Source organism: Mucilaginibacter gossypiicola (assembly GCF_900110105.1).
GTDB lineage: Bacteria > Bacteroidota > Bacteroidia > Sphingobacteriales > Sphingobacteriaceae > Mucilaginibacter > Mucilaginibacter gossypiicola.
On sequence record NZ_FOCL01000003.1, the window covers coordinates 663792 to 685687 of the forward strand.

The following is a 21896-nucleotide window of genomic DNA, read 5'->3' on the forward strand; positions in this document are numbered from 1 at the left end:
TTGGATAACAGGAGAGGCTACCATCTGAAAGTAGCCTCTCTTTTGTTATAAATGTTTACCAGGTATATGATGGGGCAACAATAGTTTGCGAGGTATTACAATAAAATAAACTCCCCCATCCAACTTCGTCGGTAATGGTGGTTGTAGTACCTTCGTTCACATGGCTGGCCATAACCTGCTCGGTATAGGGCATGCTCAATCCCCTGTAGCGGTGGTAGTAGTTATAGGCCATATACCAGATGGGCCGGTAATTACCACGGTTAGATGATGAAATAGCAGCAATAGGAGGTGTAACCTGCCATATCGGCGTGGCCGGGGTTACAGGATCCCAGGTTACGCTGTTGCCAAGGTTATACTTGGCTGTATATTCCATGGCCTTACCAATCACCCCGCTGCGGGCGTCATAAAGTGATTTGTCACCCTGATTATACGCCATCTGAGCCCATTCCAGGAAACTGGCCAAACACAATTGGGTATAGTATTGGTCACGCCCTCCCTCAACAGGCTGCCCTGTTGATAAAAATGCCGTTACATTTGTGCCATTATCGGCACCATTAGCGGCGGTTCTGTTAAAGTATTCAAGTGAAAGGTTATATGCTGTCTGGCTTTCGCAGAAGATACCGTATGCCATAATAAATTTACCTGCACTTGATCCCCATGATGGCCAGCCAGCTACTACAAATGGCGCTGTTTTGCTGTATGTTGTGGCGTATGCGGCATAATAGTTATAAAATATCTTGAAGAGGTTTTTATAGCTGGTCTTCTTTGCTGAGGTAAGACCAGAATAGTTGTAAACCATATCTGCACCATAAATCATAAAATGCAATCCGTAGCCATTACATAACTGCCAGTCATTGTCAGGATATTGAATGGATGTACAGGTTGATGCCCATGCGTCAAGCAATTGAATAACCTTGTCTGCATACTGGGTTTGCCCGGTCATATTCCACATAACGCCATTTACGAACATAGCCATCGCATCATTTTCGTAGTCACTCTTATATAAATTGCGGCCTACCTGGGCATGAGCGTGCGGCGTATAGCTACTGGATAAAAATGTAGCATAATTGCTTTGAAAATTAGCAAAGGTTGTTTTGTAAGGCTCCACATTAGCCATTGCCCGCGCATAGGCATACTGCATTTGAGATTTGGTTAATACAGTTCCCGGATGTATAAAATCGATCGTCGAAGTTTTTACGTTACCATTTTTAGACTCATTAGCTGATACCAGATTTTTCCTTTCTTTAGAGCAACCGGTAAACGCTGCAAGCATAACGATAGATGCATAAAACAAAGTTTTTCTCATAATTTGTAAAATTTAAGTTGGTAAAATGTAATTAGTAAGATTTAAGTCCCGACCAATTATTCGGTCGCATCTCCTTCGCGCAAGGCAATAGATTACCTGTCGCGCTGATTTAGCACCGTCAAACATTTTTATTAAATATTGATTTTAACTGATAATTGGCAATCAGTTTTCAGGGTATAACAAGAGGTTTTATACCGTGCAGAAGCATAATTGATCCTTCCCCGAATCAACTATTTGGTTTAATTAACTTTAATTTATTTCATTGGCTTTGGGTTTAAGTGATACAATTTGAATTTGTTAGAAGAAGTATGACCATGGTTAATATTTTAAGTATTTCAACTATTTTTCAATAAAAAAAGATTGTTCTACAGGCGTTGCCGTTTGCAGTTTTGGCTCATGGCTATTACCATATTGCCAGGCCACTACCGTAACTTTTATGGGGAAGCGGCTTCTCGGTGGAATGTCTGTAATATTTAATGCGCCACCCGATAACTCAGCCGGACCTTCCAATACATAAAACCCTACCGGTACATGCGCATCTGATCGGGCATCCAACTTTATTCCTTTCGCATATTGCTTTTGGTTAGGGATCAGCGAAAATGTAATATGCTGCTCCTGCCCTATTGTATTACGAGGAGGCACAATCATCAGCGATTGCTGCACTGCAGGTTTATATTCGGCATCGCCCGGATGGGTAGCAGCAAACCATAATTCATAGCTATGCGGATTTTCCCAATAACCAGCTCGCGGATTTAGCCTGAACGTTGAATCATTTAACTTGATGACCGGGCCGGTGATCGGGTTGATAGCAACAGGAGTGTTTCCGGCAGCGTGCCCTATAGAAGAACCAACTGCCCTGTCAGACCAAACAGGCAAACGCGGGCTTCCCCCTGGCACTGTTTCATAAAAAGTAGCATGAAGTTTAAAAGTGATCCCATCTGCATCAGGTTCAAATTGCAGGTTTACCTGTTGGTGCGTATTGTGCTGTTCAAGCATTTGCCCGTGTTGTACATACCCTATCAGCTGCGGTGTTTGATTGCGATGTTTTGCCTGGTATGCTGTTGTTACTTTAGCTGTTTCTTCATCAAAATACCAAAAGGCTTTTGAAGCATCGCCCTTATAGTTACCTACAGGCGCAGGATTGGCGACAGGCAGTTCATTATAGCGCCATTTATCAACCAGCCAGCCCGTTTTTGTAGGATCGATATCGATCAACTTAGGTGCGGCACCCATTGGTACATTTTGGGGTAACCGGTATTGGATAGCTTTTTTGATATAAAAGGCAAGATAGGCGTTCTTTTCCCTTGTGGTGGCGAAATGCCCCTGCGCCGGATTGGATAACATACTCAACGGCAACAGCGAATGTTCCTGCCGCTCTTTCAGCCCTTCCTCACTCCAGGTATTAGCGGCTTCGTATTCGCCCATGGTTTCCAGGCAAGGGATATAATCGAGAGTTTGATCTTTACTCCAGATATCGGGCGCAAAAGCATTTCTTACGTATGGCCATTGACCACTTACCGAGATACATGCCAGCGTACGCGATGGGTTCCATGCGCCGAAATAATAAGGCGCACTTGCAGCAGCCGAATGTCCCATGGGGATAACTGGCGCGATTTTCAACTCAATATAACCGGAAATATCAGACAGGTCATTAATCAGCGTATTAAACTGCTCTCCCGCTCCTTCGTTAAATAAAAATTTCAGATTAAAAGCTGGGCTAACCCAGATTTCCGCCACGCCCAGTTTCCCCATTTCCGATCTAAATTCTGAGTCTTCCAGTATGGATTGCTCCTCCATATTGTTTTGAGCGAATATGACAGCCTTTACTTGTTTACAGCCAGGCGGTATCCATAAAAATGCTCTTGAAGGATCTTTGTTAACCCCTACCTGTTTAACGGGCACCGACCATTGCCATACCGCGGCATGAACTAACTGCCCCGCCAAGAGCAGTAAAACAATCAAAAGAGTAGTGTAGTGGTTATGCCTTCTTTTCATGATCTTAATTCAATACAATTTCAGCATCAGCGCTCGCGGGCATATTAAAACACCATTGTCTGCTGCCGTCTTGGTTTACCGGCTCGCCTTTTATTACTACATTATTTAGGGAGATACGATGATGTGCAGATAATTTGGCAGCCGGCAGATAAAGCTTTACCGGGTGATCGGCGGTAAAATGCAGCTTGTCTTTCTCTATCCATAATGCAGCTGATGCCGGTTGAGAAGATGTTAAACCGTAGCCGCTTTTAGTAATACTTATACCTTTGCCCAAAAACAGACTAACCAACTTACTGCCGCTAACACTGATTACCCCATACAAACCCTTAAACTGCATATCTTCAAAACCCACCTTCTGGACTTCGGCGTGCGCAAATATGTAATCGTTCCGCCCTGATTTATTCTTGACAATTAACCCAGTAAATCCGGGCTCACCACCAAACGAATCAATGTTCCTAATGGATGTTCCATTATTTGCAGCTCCCGATGGCTCATAGATCGCAGCAAAAGGCTTGCTCCATGCCTCGCCGGTTTGGCGTACAACAATCGTAGGCAAAGGCATGCCGGCAATACTGTCCGGGATCATTTCATTTTTACGCCAGGCTTTTGACGGGGGAGCCTTTACGCTGAACACTTCCCTGCCGGCATAACTTTTCATCCACATATTCATGAATATGCTTTCCTTGCCGGGGATGCTTAAACTGAAACGAGCTTTAAAATCGTTGTCGGTTCTGATAGATTTTTTGTCGTAGAAATAATCATAGCCTACCAATTCCGTATTGGCGAACGTAAGCTTCTCTGTTGGGCGAATACCCAGTGGTTTATTCTCGCTATCGCATAAAGTTACCTGCTGCCCAAGGTTATGGTAGATATAATCATGCGACTTGTCTTTACCATCTTTACGCCTTGACCTGAAGATATCTACATAATACCCCGTCGAATCACCGGTACGAATAATACTCATCAGCCTGTTCTGATCGGCGTTAGTTTCAGGTTCCAAAAATGAAACATCTGAAAAGGTAATGCCTTTAAAATACCCAGCCTTTTGGGCAGATTGTGGGTAAAGGGCGTTGAGTTTTAAGGGATGATTACTTTTCATAACCGGGTACGATGAAATGCCATCAACCACCACAGTATTATGCGCCGGAAACTGTGAGTAGTATTCGGCATAGTCGGTCTGAAAATAACTCCCGCCAATGCCACCTTCCGGCGCAAGCACTATTCCCCTGCCGTAAAGCTCCATCGCAATGCCGTTTGCATGCATATGATTACCGCTGGAACCAGCCTGAGAGATCATCAGTCCCGTGTTTATGTCCAGCCCGTTCCGCTGTACCATCCAGCTTACATTAGGCGACCAGAAAGTTGCCGTTAGATAATCTCCCGGCGATCCTGCTTTGACTGTATCGGGAATGGTAATGGGCGGGGTACCAAAAAGCGCATTAAAACCTGTTTGTCGTATAACTGTTCCGGGGCTGTCCTGTTGCCCCAGGGCGTTGATCGTTTTTAGCATCCTGCTATAAATAGTTTCCTGATCGGGTTTATTGTTTACACGGGCATTACGGATCAGATCAGATATGGCATCGGTTCGGAGTTTGCCGTAATGGGTATCACCGAAACCTACGATATATCCGTTGGGATACAGGTATTGGGCATAAGCCAGCACCGCTTTAGGCAAAACATGGATCTGTTTCAGGAGATCTGTATGCAGTGTACGGTCAAAGAGGTTCACAAAGCCCGTAAAATCAGCTATCACATTCTGAGAATAGCCTGGGCACTCGCCCCAAATGGCAGTTGCCGGGTCATAACCTTTGAGCAATGTAGTTAAACTCCACTGGCGGGTATAGGTTTTATTCAGGATCTGGTCAAGGTAGTATTGGCATCCTTTTTTATCGGCATAATAGCTATCATTTTCAAGGATGATGGCGATATCTGCTACAAATTTGGCTTCTATTAAATCCCAGTTATTAAAAGGCACACCATTTTTGATAATGAGATCGGCCCATTTCTTGAAGGTAACGGCATACGTCTGTAATTTTTCGGGGTGATGCTTTTTAATATACGGAAAAAGGAAATCATAGCCCGCAGTTAAAGGTTCCAGCACATCTTCGTGGATCACTTCAAAAGCAGATAAACCAACCAGCGTTTGATCATGACCATGGTTAAGGTCAACCGGTTCATTCCGGTACCCCATCCCTGTGATATAGGGATCCAGGATAGAATAGGAAAAAGCAGCGTACTTTTCATCGCCGGTAAGCCAGTAAAGCATTGCCGCGTTGCGGGCCTTTTCAATGATCTCGATATTGATCGATTCAATGATCCGTCCTGTTTTTGACTGCTCTACCCACTCCCAGGGCTTGCCGGGCACAGTTCCGTTTTGCAGATACAATTTACCATCCTCATCCATGTAAGGCTTGATATCTTCCAATTTCGGGCGCATATATTGGGTAGCTGCATCCCGCGTTCCGGTAAACCTAACGGTGGGCACGGGTGCATGACCGGTTGCATAAGCATAAATGCCATTTTTAATAAAAACATCGGTATAATGCTGCTTCCAGTACATCTGTAACCGCGATGACATCCATGTGCTGTCAGTCTGATAGCGGGAAACATTGGCATCTGCATCTGCCCGGATCTGGTTAAAGGTTGTTGTTGCCCAGCCTTCTTTTTTTATAAGTGTGTTGAGTTTATCCCTGCCGGTGTTTTCATCTGCAAGCAAACGGGCGTGGCCTTTTACATTTATACCGGAAATATCTATCTGTTGCGCGTAAACAGGTTTAATTGCAAGTAACCATAGCGACAAAGCTGATAAAACAAGCCTGGTCGTTGTGCTTTGTCTTCGTAAATATCTTTTAATCATGCTGATCATCATTTATTCTTCTTTTTATAAAATAGTACGCTACTTATCCACCCTGAACCAATCGAAATCAGCATAGCCACCCATACGTACGTCGGGTGCGCTGATACAAAACAAGCCTACTTTGGCACCTATCCATTTATCAGGCTTTGCAACAAACTCTTTTCCGATAGTGGTAAAATTCACCCCGTCTTCGCTGTAGCTGAAAATACACCGGGCATCGGGTGCGCTCACTTTGATACGCAGATATGCCTCAGCACTTTTGATCCGTTTTTCATCGGTGGTCTCCTCTGCTGTGCCGTCCATGGCGTTTTTACAAACCACGGTGCTTAACTTGTAGCCCTGCTCATCTTTTGATATGGAGAGATAGGTATAATCATTGCCCATCATCAATAAGCCGGCTTTTTTGCCCTGCCCTGTTTCCCACTCAACCTGGTATTTTACTTTCGTGGTTGCCGAGAAGTCAGGAGCCGGCAATTTTTGCAACAGCAGGTTTGGCGTAGTCCAAAGGTTAGCTGCATTTTTATCCTGCGGAAAAGCAAACAGCCTTAAATAGCCTGATCCTTTGATTTGAGCACTCCATTGAATTTTAGGGTTGGCATGCCATTGCCATTGCAAACCGGTTTTGTCGCCGTTAAATTCGTCGCTTTCGGCAGGTGTCTGGATTGGATACACCGCATCTGTATTTGGTTTTTTATAGGTAAGTACAGGTTCTCCCTTACCATCCTGATCCGGGTCATGACCAATCACCGGCCAGTCGCCCACCCATTTCACCGGTTGTAAATGAACTACCCGGCCGTAAACGCCTTTGTCCTGGAAATGAATAAACCAGGGCTCACCCGTTTGGGTTTCCACCAGCGCACCCTGGTGTGGTCCGTTCACATCGGTTTTGCCCTGGTCCATTACTACCTTTTCTTCGTAGGGGCCATAAATATTTTTAGAACGTAATGCTAACTGCCAGCCGGTGGCCACTCCCCCTGCCGGGGCAAGAATGTAGTAATAGCCATTGCGTTTATAAAACTTGGGGCCTTCTATGGTATGATTTTTTCCGTGCCCGTCATAAACATGGATGCCTTCATCGGTAATGGTTGTCCCCGAGGCATTCATCTTAAAAACAGTAATGAGACTATTAACACCGGCGCGGCTGCCGGCCCAGGCTACGCCTAAATAGGCCTTTCCATCGGTGTCCCAAAACGGGGCCGGATCAATAATTCCTTTACCCGGTAATACCAATACCGGCTTTTCCCAATCTCCGGCAGGATTCCGGGTTTTGACCATGTAAATACCATAATCCGGATCCGGGTAGTAGATATAAAACTCGTTGTTATGATAACGGATACAGGGCGCCCAAACACCCTTGCCATGTTGCGGCAGATCATAAACCGCTGCTGGCTGCTGCTTTTTTAAGGCATAATTGATCAGCTGCCAGTTAACCAGGTCCTTAGAATGCAGAATTGGCAATCCCGGCATACAATTAAAGCTGGATGATACCATATAATAATCATTGCCTACTCGGATAGCATCAGGGTCGGAATAATCAGCATGGATAATCGGGTTTTGATAAGTACCGTTGCCCTTATCTGCAACCCAAACTTTAGATATTTGTGCGAAACCCTGACCAATACCCGTAATCAGGATCAATCCTATTATTAAGCTTTTGATAAAACTGTTTTTATACATATTTAAGCTATTCTTATTAATATAAATCCCAGTAAACTACATAGCGCTGGCGGTGCAGGTTATAGTAGGGTTCCAATGTAACCGGTGTTCCATTTATAGTATTGATAGTTTTAAAAGTCAGAGGCTCCCCGTTAACTGGTTTTAAAGCCTCGGCAACATTCTCCTCATTAATTTTTAAAGACCGAACCAGATTAGCAGGGACGTTATAGTCATAGTCATAATACTGGTAAGGATCGGTAGCGTCATGATATGGTGCATGGGCCGGCATTGCTTCGGTACCCATTTCACCAGCCAGTACCACCGGCCCGTACATTACAGCGGCTATTTTCGGATTATCGGGCGTTGGTTCGAGGTGCAAGGTTATTGGGTAGGTTATTTCTACCTTATCACCAGTTTTCCATTTACGGTTTAGGGTGATATAGCTTCCAGGCGACTGATTAACTTTAACGTTTTTACCATTTATTTTAACGGTGGCTCCATTACGCGCCCACCCCGGGTATCGGATATAGAGAGTTAAATTTTCCGCACTCGCCGAATCTATCGTTAAGTGCGTAGTCGCGTCCTCGGGATATGTGGTTTCCTGCCTTAGTTTCAAACCCCGCTCCTTCCATGTTAATACTGATGGAATAAAAAGATTTACATAAACACCCTGATCGTTATGGTAATAAATAGCTTCACCGTATTTCGACTGGCTCTCAAACCCAGAGCCTACACAGCACCAAAACGAACTATCGCGGGTACTGTATAGCCGAAATGCTCCGGCTTTCAATGGTGTAAAATAACATACCATACCGGTTTTGGGATCCTGCTGTCCCAAAATATGATTGTATAAAGCCCGCTCATAATAATCGGCATATTTTACGTTGGCATCCCAGGTAAACAGGTGGCGTGTTACCTTGAGCATATTGTAGGTATTACAGGTTTCGCCGGTATAACCGGTTATGAATTTTGAGATCTTACCGGGCTCAATAAAATGTTCCTTGTCGCTATTACTGCCGATGACATAGGTTTGATTATGGATCACATTATCCCAGAAATTGCTTACTATGGCTTTGTCCCTGTTATCGCCGGTTAATTCGTAGGCACGGGCCTCCCCTGTTATTTTGGGAATAACGGTATTGGCATGCATTTTATTGAGCTTGTCCTCGCCGGCTGCCAAAGGATCAAGTACGGCGTGGTGATAAAACAAATCGCCAAGCTTTTTATGTTCCGGGTTACCGGTTATGGAATATAGGTTATACCATGCTTCGTTCATGCCTCCAAATTCGTTCCTGAGCATCAGGGCCAGTTGATCCTGATTTAATGGTGAGATCTTTTGATAAGCCCATAAAGCCATTTTATTCACCACATCCAGTGCCTGCGTATCGCCTGCATACCAGTAAGCATCAATTAAACCGGCTACTATTTTATGCAGGGTATACCATGGTGCCCAAACACTTTTACCTTGAATATTCCTGTCAATATAATTTTGCGGAAAGGCACTTAAATATCCTCCTTCGTTGAGGGTAGTTTGTACTTCGGCAAGTCCTGAAACCAGGCTGTCTATCTTTTTCTTAAAAAGTATGTTACCTGTGGCAGCATACTGGAATGAAAGCCCGGATAACAAATGGCCGATACTATGCCCACGCAATTCCATATCCAAAGCTTCCCAACCGCCAAGCGGGGCTGGCATTTTGGTTTTACTGTCTTTTTTATTGGTAAGCATACCCGCGTTAACCCGGAAACTATGCAGCAAACGTTCTACCGGCAGGGATAGCATCCACTCACCTTCGCGGTTCATATTTTCCTTAAAGCGGCTGTCAAGCAGCTTTACATCCTGCAAATCAAAACTGTATGCTTTAACAGTAATCTTTGGTTCTGCTTTTATTTGAGATTGATGCTGTCCTATATATTGGGCTGATAGCCCTAAAGGCAGCATTAGTAATCCAATACACAGGAACCTCCTAATTCTTTTCATCTTCTTTTAGTTTTATCGTATTCAAAAAAGCCAGCAGTTTTTCGTTGAAACCATCGGGGTTCTCCAGGTTGCTTACATGTCCTGCGTTAGGAATGATCACCTGCTTAGCTGATGATACTACTTTCAACAACCTGTCGGGAACATCGGCATCAACATCCCCGGTGAGTACCATTACCGGCACGGTTATTTTTTGCGCCCTTAACCGGGCTTCGGCCTCATTACCAAGTAAAAAGCGAGGCTCAAGATGCTGAGGCTGCCAGGCATCCCATTTATAGATCATATTCCAGACGGGCTGCCTTAAACTTTCGACATTTTTACCATTGCGTACGGTTAGTTTATTAAACCACTCCTGCTTACTGGCCTGGATACCTTTAGCTTGCCATGTTTTGATCTTTTCATGTTGAATTTCGGCCTCTTTGGCAGTCCATAGTTGACCGGGGCCGGGAACATCAAAAAAATCGCCACTGGCTGCCGTTGCCGAAAGTAAACGACCAGGATATAGCGCTAAAAAGTCTGTAACTATAAATCCACCTAACGATAGCCCTACAATATGCGCTTTTGCTATATGCAGTTGATCCATTAAAGCTTTCAAATCATCGGCATGCAGGGCTTTCTGATTTTCAGAAGGCATTGACGACCAGCCGTATCCCCTCAGATCATAACGGATCACCCGGTATTTTTTAGCCAGCTCAAAAAATTGCGGGTCCCATTCCGTGCGGTCAAATGAATGCCAGTGGATCAGGATCAGCGGCTCGCCTTTTCCTGTTTCTTCATAATAAAGTTTAGCACCGTCAACCGTTGTGACGTAACCGTGCTTTACATTTTTCATGTTTGCCTGTGCCAGTACATCCCTTACCAACAGCGGCAATACGGGGCTGCCTAAAAATGAATTGAAACCATTTTTCATTTCGGCTACACGGGCAAGCATAAAACCATAAACATGGTTCTTTTTATCGATCCAGGGATAGGCACCAGCCCAGCTCGGGCTGCTGATCAGCGTGGCGTTACCTTTAGCATCAACCTCTTCGCGCCATTCGCCAAGACCGTAAACATCCTTTCGTTCACTGGCGCGGGTGTTTTCAACGTAAGGGTCGGTCATTTCAGCGTTCCCAACCTGATCGGCCTGCATCTCCTGTATGGCTTTTTCAGATAGAATGCGTTTGCCTTTATATACCCCGTTATGGATGATCATGTTCAGGAAATGGGCATAATCTTCCCGTGACGATCTCGCTCCGCCACCCAACATAGGGTTTTGACCACCAACATTACTTACGGGCGTAAAATGAGTTAATTGCATGCCTAATGGTTCCGCTATCTTTTCCTGGAAGATTGTTTCCCAGTCTTTACCTGCTGCCAGTTCAGCCATACGCCCGGCTACCTGCATGGCAAGACCGCCGTATTTAAATTTAGTACCGAGAGCAGCATCAGCAGGCAAATCGACGATGTGAGCTACCGACTCTTTCAGCGTTTGATAGTTATCGGGGTGGGTGCCTTCCGGCTGATAATCAGGATAACCGGCAGTATGCGAAAACAGTTGCCTTAAAGTGGCCTCCCCTTTTTGATCTTTAAATTCGGGCAGCCACTTTTTTACCTGATCGTCCCATGATAATTTGCCATCGTCAACTACGGCAGCTATAGTAGCAGCAGCAAGCCATTTGCCTGCCGATGCTATATAGGCTACTGTTTCAGGGGTATAGTTTCCAAAATATTTTTGGTGAATAACCTCATCATCCTTAACAATAATTATGGATGCCCCTTTGTAGTAACCGCTGTCAACCCAGCCGCCGATCTTCCTGTCCAGGTAAGAAAAATCATACACAACAGGCGTTTTTGCTTTCATCTGGGAAGATGCAACTCCGGCTATAGCAGTCAGTATAGAGGTTAATATGATTATCCGGGCGTTTTTCATTTATGCTTAACTTTATAAAATTTAGTACCGAATAAAAAGATCACGGCGTAGTATATCATCGGCAGATGGTAAAATATCAAGCCTCAACCCGTTATCAAAGCTTGCAGCAGCTCCCATCAGGGCCGCGTCCTCTCCTAACACAGCCAACTTAATTTTCAATCCTTTAAAATGTGATGTTAACCTGTTGCCGAGTTCATCCAGGAACATACCCGATGCCTTTGCGATATTTCCACCAATAACAAGCGTATCCGGCTTTTCATTCAGAAAAATATCTTTAAGGAACAACGACAGGTTAACCGTAAACTCATCAAATATGCTCCTGACCACAGCGCTATGTTTAGACGTTAATATCAACCCGCTCACCCCGGTAGCCGACAGGCCGGTTATTTCATGATATCGCCGCAAAAACCACCTCGTTGAGAAATAATCATCGGCAATGCTATCCTGATGAGGCCGGCTGCCCAGGCTTAAATCAGTCACAATACCATCAACACTCAGGGCCGATCCAAACCCCGTACCCAGCGTAATTCCGATAACTTTGCGGAAACCGGTGCCTGCTCCTGCTACAACTTCTCCTTGCAAAAATGCTTCAGCATCGTTTCTGAACAGGATATCAGCAGCTTCTATCCCAAGCACCTCGGATAGGTACAACTTAATATTTAAACCATAAATAGCCTCATATTTATGCAGATCTTTAATTAGTGAGATACCATTTTGATAATCAAACGGCCCCGGCATTGCCAGGCCTACCCGCTGAACCGGAGAACCAGATTTTTCATAAGCCTGTATCAATGCGGCTGACCAACTTTCAAGTATTTCAGTTGCTGTTCCCTGTGAATCTACGTTTACCCGGGTGCGGGTACCCTCAATGATCATCTTTTTTTCCAGGTCGATAACAGCTGCTGTAATATGGGTACCGCCGATATCTGCACTGATTACGTAATTATTTTTATGCTGTAGGCTCATGGATTATTAGATTAAATTATTTTTCCGGACTTAAGTAAATAGCCTCTCCCCCTGACGGCAGCAGGGCAAATTTTAATACAGTTTTACTGTTTACACTTTTGCTGCTAACCTTAACATGGGTAGCCGTATTTACCGACGGATCATCGCTGTAAATTGTAGCCTTATATTTTTTACCGGGTTCTAAAAAACTCAAATCAAGCTTAATCTCGCGGGCATCATTATTGGTGACGGTGCCTACAAACCAATCTTTTCCGCTTCTGCGGGCTGTTGTGATGTATTGGCCCGGAGTTCCCTGTACTACTTTTGTTTCGTCCCAGGTGGTTGGGATCTTGTCCCAAAATTCCAATTCGGGCTCATTATGCTCCGCCGAAGGCTTGTCATACCAATACAATGTTTGCAGCGGGCTGTAATAAATAGCCGCCAATGCCAATTGATGGGCATGGGTGGTTTTAATGCGTTTATCAAAATAACAAATGGTATAGTCGGCGGCCCCGGCAATGTACCGGGTAAAAGGCAGCACCGTGTTATGCGTAGCGTCAGGCATTTCTTCGTTACCACGGATCCCCTCGGCCGACATCAGGTTTGGCCAGGTACGCTGCTCGCCGGTTGGCCGCCAGTCGTCATGAATATTTACCATGATGCGGGCATCTGCTGCCTGCTGAATTGCCTTTTCCACCCAGGTTGTCCAGCGGTGTGAACCTTGTTGAATAAACCCAAACTTTACACCTTTTACGCCCCATTTTTGATAGATAGCAAACAAGCTGTCGCTTTGCGCATATAAGCCTTGCTGATTAACATACAGCCAAACGCCAACACCTTTATCATTGCCATATTTAATTATACCAGGCAGGTCAAAATCGGGTATAGCAACTTTAGTGGCGTCTGAGCTGAAACTGAATGCCGGCCCGTACCACTTCCAATCAAACAGGACATATTGCAGGTTATGTTTTACCGCGAAATCTATATTTGCCTTTGCATCGACAGTGGTTTGAGCCATTACCCGCATGATCTTACCGGGCTTGATCCAATCGGTATTAGCTATTCTTGATGGCTCGTTGAGGTTAAGCATCATATAGTTATGTTCGATCAAATCGCCCGGTTTTTCGGCTATCATGATTGCCCGCCACGGGGTGCCTACCGGCGAAATCAGCTGTGCCCCGCCAAACATCGAGGTTACTATGGTGGATGGCTTATCGGCACTCAGTTTAAATTTAGTGCGTGCATAATCAACCAATTGTGCTTCTCCAAGTGCTGCAAACAGGCCATTAGGTAGTTCGACGGTTAGTGGCCGTTCGCTTTCACCCGGCCAGTCTTTTAATGGCAGTTTATAATATGGAGCCTGTGCCCAATTGGCAAACCAGGCCTGCGTACCCTCTGGCAGACTGAATTCCGTATTTTCTGAAATGACGTTATAATAGGTACCTTTAGGATTTTCGGGGAAATAATACCTAAACGCTACCCCCTCGTTGTAAACCCTTACCTGCACTTGCATTATGTAAATTGGGTTATCATCTTTTACCAGCGTAATATTGACAGCATTATAATGATCCCTGATGGAAGCTCGCTCCCCGGTAACAGGACCCCACCTGGTATCATGCCGGGAGGAGTCAACCCCGGTGACCAACAGGTTTTCGCACCAGTTTTTATGCTGATCAACCTTCAGCGCCATCGCTTTTTCTGAAAGGCTATTATCCAACTGCAGATCAAGGACTGACTCAAGAATTACCGGCTTGCTTTTATAGGCGACACTATAGTACATCGTACGCTTCCCGGTCTCAACTTTCTGGCTAAAGCTGAACGTTATATTTTTATCAGGCGATTGAATGCTAAGGGCAGCATCTTTTATTACCTGTCCGTGGACCATGCTGATAAAGCAGCTTAGCCACAAACCGGTCATCAATATTATTGCGTTTTTTTTCATATCAGATAGTATTATCCCCTGTCCTTTTTGCGATGTTTTTCATCCCGGGATTTTTTCCTAAAACGGTTTAATATGTATAGGACAAATAATTTCACGATTTATAATCATCTCCAAAGCGATTAACTTGTTATAATTATTAAGCAGAGATTATCCAATCAAGGCTAAGCGCTGATTTTCATTCTCTTATACAGAGAGCAATTAAAACTGAAGCCGACCGCAATGCGGCTTCAGTTTTAATTTATTTTAGTAAAGCTTAATTATTGGGGATATCTGCCAGGGTTTTATATGAGCGCACCCAGTCAACCTTGGCTTTTTCGCCGCTTGCGCAGTCGCCAAAATCAAGGTAAAGCCCGCCTGTTGTTGAAGCTGTTGGGAATGGCACTCCATCATTTAACCCGGATTTTGGTGTCCATTTGATGACGTAAACCTGTGTACCCAAAAGTGTCATATCTGTTTTGCTCACGTACCTATAGTCGTGGTTTGTGCCATTGATGCTCCAATAAGCCTGGACAGCCCAATCGTCGGTACTCTTTTTAAGCTTAGGGATCTGGGTAACTTTAACGGCAAGGTAAGGATAGGTCACGGGATCTAACAAAGCAGAACCCTGCCATGCACGAATATAAGTACCGATTGAAGCAGACACTTCTAACTGACCATTAGCCACGGCAACCTTTGAGTTTTCGGCCCATGGTATGCCTCCCCATCCTTCCAGCGCATCAAACTCCCATCTTAATGCGCCAACCGCCACAGGGGTTAAACCGCCCGCCGAAGGATGATAAAACAATAAGCTGCCCCAGCCGGTACCGTCTGTAACCGTGCCGATAGTTTGCTTTTCAATGGCAGTATACTGCTCCAGTACGCGCTGGGTATTTGGCATAGCCGCACCAAGACGGTTATGAAATTGATTATAGGCCATATAAAATATAGGGCGGTAACTTCCCCTGCTATCTGCAGATATTGCAGGGTACACCCATTTTCCATACACCTCTGGAAAAGCCGTATTGAAAGGCACATCCTGGCCCAGGTTATATTTGGCATTATATTCAAATGCTTTCATAATCACCGTATCCTTGGCTACCCACATATCCGGTTTGCCCTGGTTATAACCCATTTCGCATAGCTCTTCGAAATTACAAAGCCCTAACTGGCTATAGCTCTGCGTCCTGCCGGATTCCTGGTTTTGCCCGCTCGGCAGAAAATAATGTTCAATGGTACCATCTCCGCTTCCATGATAGAAATAGTTGTAAGCAGCATCAAACATAGACTGATCGTCCAGAAATATACCAAAGGCCATTATCGCCTTGGCATTGGCACTATCCCAGGTTCCGTTGGCCCCACCAGGAATTTCGATACCCTTAATTACAGGGTACCAGATGTTCCGGAACATGTCTTTACATCTTTGCAGGTCTGCGGCTTGCCATCCCGAATAATCACGTACCAGTTCGGCCCCATTGGCCATGATGAAACCATTGAAACTTGCACATAGATAAACATCCGGCCCGGTACTGGTAATACTCTTCAATGTAGTAGACCATGCATTAAGCATTTTCACCGCATTATCCGCATAGGCGTTGTTGCCGGTAAGTTTCCACATCAGGGCCTGAGCAAAGATAGCGTAAGAGTCATTTTCAATAATTGACTTATAATTTATACCATCACGGGCTATAATTGTAGGATCACGGGTAACGAGAGCAGTTGGCCCTTGCATTTGATAGTTTAAAGAAGCCCATGTTGAGGCTTTGAGGGCAATAAGAGTTGTGTTCCAGGGCTCGGAAGATGATGCTATCTGCGTTTTGATATAATCTAACGACGTTGCGGTCAGCAACATTCCCGGGTGCTTAAATGTTGCCGCCCCGGCCGGGTTACCTACACCCTTACTATTTTTTTCTACACCATATAATGACGGTGATTTTTTGCAGGACGTTGTTACCAATATGGCACACAACGCCATTAACCATAAAATAGGTTTCATAATTTGGTCTTTTTAATATTTTGTATTTAGGCTGATCTGGTTGCGCTGATATTTACCAGCCCGGATTTTGCGTAAGCTTATTGTTTAACTTGATCTGGTCCTGAGGAAGTGGTAACAGGTAGTTTTTATCCTGCCAGGTCCTGGCGTTATCAATAATCAGAATGCCATTTGCATCCTGGGGTATGGTACTTGCCCCAGGCCAGATGGTGGCAAATTCGGTACCGGCCCATTTAATACCCTGCACAGGCATCGGCATTTCCGTTTCGGCGGTTTTCCAGCGTTTAAGGTCATCTATCCGGAAACCTTCGTTATACAATTCGATAGTTCGCTCCCTCCTGATCTCCGTTTGCATATTTAAACCATTGGTGGTTACAAAATCATTGGTAAGCAATGGCATTGCGCTGTTTACACGGTGCCTTACCTGATTTAACGAAATATTTAAATCGGCATCAGAGATATTTCCGTTACGCTCGTAAGTAGCTTCAGCGTAGTTCAGTAATACTTCGGCATACCTGATCACAGGGTAATCGTATGACTCATAGGTGTCGGCCACATTTCTTTCTGACGCCCATTTCTGGTTCTGGTAACCAGTACCATAATTAGAAACCAGCGGTTTTAAAGCGGCATTGGCCATATCTGCGGCATCATTTTTCCAGGTAACACGATAGTTGGTATTGTTCCAGTAGTAATTGCCGTTTACCATTAAGGTATATTGCATACGTTTGTCCCTGTTAGCAAATTCAGACCTGGCGGTACTATAACCTTTAAACAATGGCGATTTTTCAATAGGTAATCCATCACTGCATAAATAAAGATTAGCGAGTTTGCGGGTTGCCCAATCTACAAGGCCATTGCCAAATGTGGTTTTGGTTATGTTAAGATTAGAGATACGGATACTTTCATCATAACGGTTTGAAAGGATATACTCGGTATTTGCCGATTTAGTAATACCTGCCGGATTTGATTTGGTATTTTCAAGTATGAACATATACTTCTGCGCCGAATCGCCTAAGGCAATACTTGAACCGGTTGTGCCAAACAAAGCATACTGCCCGCTGGTCATTACAGTTTTACTTGAGCTGATAGCAATATCCAGTAATGTATTGGCGCGTGTAGCGTTTCCCCTTGATTTTTGCCAGGTTCCCTCATAAAGGGCCACCCTTGATAGCAACGCCCCGGCAGCGCCCTTACTTACACGCCCCTCATCTGCAGACCGAAGCACACTTTCCAATGGCAGGTCGGCAATTGCGGCGTTAAGGTCAGCTATAATAAAATCGGTAACTTCATCCCTTGAATTTCTGGCTGCCATCAATAATGGATCATTGGTATCCAACGGTTTCGAAACAATAGTTACCCCACCGAAGATTTGCAGAAGGTCGAAATACACATATGCCCTGAAAAATTTGGCTTCGGCTACATATTGGGCTATTTCGGCCGGTGCAGCATAGGTTGAAGCCTTATCTAAAAGAAAATTGATATTCCGGATGCGCTGGTAATCTGTATTATATGTTCCGTCTGTTTGTACAACGCTGTTAGTTCCCTGGCTGTAAACGTTTTTAGTGCTGTTGGTTATCAGATCTGATCGCAGATCACTGTGTACGCCATCCGTAACTGTACCCGCAAATGTTCTTTCATACAGGTAAAATGCATTTGCAGCCAGCTTAAAATCGTTGGCTTTTTTCCAATAAGCAGCGTCAGACAAGGTATCCTGCGGGTTTAAATTCAACGCTTTTTTGCAGCCGAATACAGCAGCAATCAATGCAAACGCTACGATATATTTATAATTAAATCTTTTCATGTTTTTAAAAATTAGAAGGTAACGTTAACACCGGCGGTTAAATATCTGTAAAATGGATAGCGGCCGTAATAAGGGCTTCCGTCTGTCGTGATCACATTTCTTGGCGCTTCCGGGTCCCATCCATCTTTTATTTTAGTTATTTCCCACAGGTCGTTCCCTGAGATATAAACACGTAGTTTTGATATAAAATTGGTTGCAGAAATCAGTTTTTGAGGTATTGTATAGCCTATTACCGCATTTTTTAAACGCAGGTAAGCACCATTTTCAACCGACCATGAAGAGGGCTGATAGTTGTAGGAATTAACAGTACCGTTAGTTGAATATTTAGGATAATAAGCACCGGTATTTTCCGGTGTCCAGTTATTATTTACCGATTGATTGGTTGTATTGAGGTAAACGGAGCTAAAAGGCACCCGCCATACATCGCCATTTCTAAAAATGGTCCTGCTACCTACTCCCTGAAAAATTACAGAGATATCAAAACCTTTCCATTGTACCCCGGCATTGAAAGAATAGGAATACCGCGGATCGTCGGTACCGAGATATTTATAATCGGCGCTGGTAATTTTTCCATCACCATTTAAATCTTTATAAGAGTTATCACCTATTTGGGCAGTATAAGATCCACCCGGAATATCAGAGCCGGCAATCAGGATGGTTGCGGCGTCCGCCTGTGCCTGTGTTTGAATGCGGCCGGCATATTCAAGGCCAAATACCGAACCTATAGGGTAACCTTGTGTTGCGGCATTATAACCGCCATAAATAGTAGTAGCGCCATTGATGTTGATCAGTTTGTTTTTATTATAACTGATATTGCCGCCTACATTGTAACCAACCTGGCCAATTTTATCGGCCCAGGACAGGCTAACTTCCCATCCATTGGTTTTCAGGTGGCCGATATTTGCCGCAGGGGCCTGTGCCCCCAAAATTGAGGGATAGGTTTGCGGTAAAAGCATATTGCTGTTATCTTTTATAAAATACTCGGCAGTACCGGTCAAACGGCTCTTTAATATCGAGAAATCGAGCGCAATGTTGCTGTTTTTGATACGCTCCCATGTCCTGTTCAAACTAACCAGACCGTTAGTTGGCCCAACGGTTACGGCCTGTCCCGAACCCAGGATGGGATTATTGCTGGTTACAGTACCAGTTTTCGCCAATACCAATTGCTGGATGTAATCATATAAACCAATCCCGCTTTGATTACCTACAACGCCATAGGATGCTCTCAACTTTAAATCATTAAAAAAAGTAGCACCTTTCATGAAGTTTTCCTGGCTGATCCTCCAGCCCGCAGAAAAACCGTAAAAAGCCTTCCACCTGTCTTCTTCGGCAAATTTGGAAGATCCGTCATACCTGAAATTGGCCTCGAGCAGGTATTTTTGTTTATAGGCATAATTTACCCTGCTAAATGCCGAGCCTATGGCGTAGTGGTTTTTGGTTTCACTATTGGTTTGGTTACCAATACCGGTTAATGTTTTGATATCCTGCGAAACCGGGTTAAGGACGGTAGCATCAAAATAATCATATTCGTCGCGCTCGTACTGGCTGCCTGCTGTAACACTTACCGAGTGGTCGGTGCTAAAGGTATTTTTGTATTCGAAATAAGCATTGGCATTATAGTAGTCTTCGCCAAGATTTGCACGTTTAAAATAGGATGCATCCTGTGTAGGATTGGTAATACCCGGCACGGTGCCTAAATAATTATACCACTGAATTGCATTTTGCTGTGTATAACGGTTTGCATTATTAGTGTTATAACCCAGGGTGGCAACAAACTTCAGGCTTTTTAAAATGTCATAATTGATTTTTTCATTGATATAAACGTTTGCTTTGGTCAAACGGTTATCGCCACCCAATTTGGCTTGCCAGTTTGGGTTAAGCTGCCCGCCCCATGCATATGGCCCGCCGTTAATGGTTGATATGGGCATACCTGGCTGAGCGTACTGCCCAAGTACATTGTTGATCAGCGTAGGTGTAATGACGTCATTACGGTCATAGGCTATATTTGATTCGATTTTCACCTTGCTGCCAATCAGGAAATCATTAGCCAAACGTACATTATATCGTTTGTTTGAATTATTTCCCCAGCGCAGGATACTGCCATCATCCATGTACCCTAAAGAAATACGATAACCCGCCTTTTCGGTACGACCGGCAACACTTAAGTTATTTTGGGTAGAGTTTGCCGTTCCCCATAAAACATTTGTCCAGCTGTTGTTGAAAAACACATAATCGTTTACATCACTAAAATTTGGTAAGGGGTTACTTCCATAGGTTTTGATATCTATATAATTATTCAAATTAGCTAAAGCCAGCTTACCATACTTGATCCAAACATCACTATCATCAAATCCATCATTTCTTCTGGCTGTAATGACACCGTTGGCCCATTGCTCCACGTTCATTAAATGAGGCTGAAGGCCAACAATTTTGCTTGAAAACGAGCCATCATACTGTACTACTGTTTTACCGCTTTTGGCTTTTTTTGTAGTGATCAGCACTACACCGCCTGCGGCCCTGGCGCCATAAATAGCTGCCGATGCATCTTTGAGGAACGACATGCTTTCAATATCATTTGGATTAATAGCATCCAACGATCGTACGCCAACGGCGGCAACCCCATCAATCACCACTAATGCGTCTGTCGGGTTTATGGAAGAAGCCCCCCTGATATTGATATTCCAGCCTTCATTACCCGGCGCTGCCGAGCCTCTTGTTATCAGCACACCCGGCACCTGTCCCTGTAATGCCTGGAAGGGATTGGCCAAACTGCCTTTATCTTCAAAGGCTTTGGCGTTAACTGTAGCTACTGAACCGGTTAACGTAGCCCTTTTTTGGGTACCATAGCCTACTACTACAATCTCATTCAGCTTATTATCGGTAACTGTGAGTTTGACGTTAATGGTAGCCTGGTTACCTACAGCCACCTCTTTCGAATCAAAACCAACGAAACTAAATACAAGTATTGCATTGGTTTCACCTGTAGGTATGGTAATGGTATAAGCCCCTGAATTATCGGTTACAGTATTGATGGACTTTCCCTTAAGGGTTACCGTAACGCCCGGAAGAGGACTCCCCTTATCATCGGTAACCTTACCTTTCACAACTATTGCCTGGGCCACCACAAGCGGTTCCGGCTCGGGTAATTTACGCTGAACTATAATTACTCTATTTTTTACGGTATATGTTAGTGGCTGATTCCGGAAACAGGCTTTCAGCACATCGGTTAGCGGGGTACGTTTAAAATCAACGCTTACCGGATTGGAGCCGTTAAGCATTTCATCGGTATAAAGAAAAGTATAACCGGTTTGATTTTGGATCTCATTAAATACCTGCGCAATAGGGGTATTTTTGCCAGAAAATGTGATGTTTTGCGCGTGACCTGCAAAGGATACCTGGACAAATGCTGTGATCAATAAAACGATGGTAAGTTTCATCACCAACAGAAATTTATGGATATAGGCAGAGTGCCTACACCCGGTAAGAGCATAAAATTTCATATCTTTGAAATGTTTGGGTTTAATTGGTTTATCGTTGT

11 protein-coding genes are annotated in these 21896 nt (G+C 44.3%); all 11 read right to left on the minus strand.

Going from position 1 to position 21896, the window contains the following annotated elements:
• Nucleotides 1-55: 55 nt before the first annotated feature.
• On the minus strand, nucleotides 56-1306 hold the full coding sequence (locus BMX50_RS12730; RefSeq protein ID WP_091210893.1) for an alginate lyase family protein: 1251 nt from the start codon (nucleotides 1304-1306) through the stop codon (nucleotides 56-58).
• 339 nt (nucleotides 1307-1645) lie between these two features.
• Nucleotides 1646-3301 (minus strand): hypothetical protein, encoded by a 1656-nt coding sequence (locus BMX50_RS12735; protein WP_143065164.1) that lies wholly within the window; start codon nucleotides 3299-3301, stop codon nucleotides 1646-1648.
• A 4-nt stretch (nucleotides 3302-3305) separates the two neighbouring features.
• Nucleotides 3306-6158, minus strand: a complete 2853-nt coding sequence (locus BMX50_RS12740; RefSeq protein WP_167667887.1) for an endo-acting ulvan lysase-like protein — start codon at nucleotides 6156-6158, stop codon at nucleotides 3306-3308.
• Nucleotides 6159-6197: 39 nt separating this feature from the next.
• A complete protein-coding gene (locus tag BMX50_RS12745; RefSeq protein ID WP_091210896.1) occupies nucleotides 6198-7835 on the minus strand; it encodes a glycoside hydrolase family 43 protein in 1638 nt (545 codons plus the stop codon).
• A gap of 16 nt (nucleotides 7836-7851) precedes the next feature.
• Complete coding sequence (locus BMX50_RS12750) at nucleotides 7852-9792, minus strand: glycoside hydrolase family 127 protein (RefSeq protein ID WP_091210897.1); 1941 nt, start codon at nucleotides 9790-9792, stop codon at nucleotides 7852-7854.
• The gene (locus tag BMX50_RS12755; protein ID WP_091210898.1) at nucleotides 9779-11701 is read right to left on the minus strand and encodes an alpha/beta fold hydrolase; all 1923 of its coding nucleotides are present in this window, start codon (nucleotides 11699-11701) and stop codon (nucleotides 9779-9781) included. Before BMX50_RS12755 ends, BMX50_RS12750 begins: the two co-directional genes overlap by 14 nt.
• A gap of 21 nt (nucleotides 11702-11722) precedes the next feature.
• Complete coding sequence (locus BMX50_RS12760; RefSeq protein ID WP_091210899.1) at nucleotides 11723-12667, minus strand: ROK family protein; 945 nt, start codon at nucleotides 12665-12667, stop codon at nucleotides 11723-11725.
• 16 nt (nucleotides 12668-12683) lie between these two features.
• Nucleotides 12684-14588, minus strand: coding sequence for a glycoside hydrolase family 97 protein (locus BMX50_RS12765; RefSeq protein ID WP_091210900.1), 1905 nt, complete (start codon nucleotides 14586-14588; stop codon nucleotides 12684-12686).
• Nucleotides 14589-14841: 253 nt separating this feature from the next.
• Complete coding sequence (locus tag BMX50_RS12770; RefSeq protein ID WP_091210901.1) at nucleotides 14842-16560, minus strand: alginate lyase family protein; 1719 nt, start codon at nucleotides 16558-16560, stop codon at nucleotides 14842-14844.
• 52 nt (nucleotides 16561-16612) lie between these two features.
• The gene (locus tag BMX50_RS12775; protein ID WP_091210902.1) at nucleotides 16613-18358 is read right to left on the minus strand and encodes a RagB/SusD family nutrient uptake outer membrane protein; all 1746 of its coding nucleotides are present in this window, start codon (nucleotides 18356-18358) and stop codon (nucleotides 16613-16615) included.
• A gap of 11 nt (nucleotides 18359-18369) precedes the next feature.
• Complete coding sequence (locus tag BMX50_RS12780; RefSeq protein ID WP_167667889.1) at nucleotides 18370-21858, minus strand: TonB-dependent receptor; 3489 nt, start codon at nucleotides 21856-21858, stop codon at nucleotides 18370-18372.
• Nucleotides 21859-21896 lie beyond the last annotated feature (38 nt).

What these genes read in the sequence shown, in the direction of transcription:
- BMX50_RS12765 (WP_091210900.1), bottom strand. Translation starts at nt 14,588, where the DNA reads ATGAAAAAAAACGCAATAATATTGATGACCGGTTTGTGGCTAAGCTGC.
- BMX50_RS12780 (WP_167667889.1), bottom strand. Translation starts at nt 21,858, where the DNA reads ATGAAATTTTATGCTCTTACCGGGTGTAGGCACTCTGCCTATATCCAT.
- BMX50_RS12730 (WP_091210893.1), bottom strand. Translation starts at nt 1,306, where the DNA reads ATGAGAAAAACTTTGTTTTATGCATCTATCGTTATGCTTGCAGCGTTT.
- BMX50_RS12755 (WP_091210898.1), bottom strand. Translation starts at nt 11,701, where the DNA reads ATGAAAAACGCCCGGATAATCATATTAACCTCTATACTGACTGCTATA.
- BMX50_RS12740 (WP_167667887.1), bottom strand. Translation starts at nt 6,158, where the DNA reads ATGATTAAAAGATATTTACGAAGACAAAGCACAACGACCAGGCTTGTT.
- BMX50_RS12745 (WP_091210896.1), bottom strand. Translation starts at nt 7,835, where the DNA reads ATGTATAAAAACAGTTTTATCAAAAGCTTAATAATAGGATTGATCCTG.
- BMX50_RS12770 (WP_091210901.1), bottom strand. Translation starts at nt 16,560, where the DNA reads ATGAAACCTATTTTATGGTTAATGGCGTTGTGTGCCATATTGGTAACA.
- BMX50_RS12760 (WP_091210899.1), bottom strand. Translation starts at nt 12,667, where the DNA reads ATGAGCCTACAGCATAAAAATAATTACGTAATCAGTGCAGATATCGGC.
- BMX50_RS12735 (WP_143065164.1), bottom strand. Translation starts at nt 3,301, where the DNA reads ATGAAAAGAAGGCATAACCACTACACTACTCTTTTGATTGTTTTACTG.
- BMX50_RS12775 (WP_091210902.1), bottom strand. Translation starts at nt 18,358, where the DNA reads ATGAAAAGATTTAATTATAAATATATCGTAGCGTTTGCATTGATTGCT.
- BMX50_RS12750 (WP_091210897.1), bottom strand. Translation starts at nt 9,792, where the DNA reads ATGAAAAGAATTAGGAGGTTCCTGTGTATTGGATTACTAATGCTGCCT.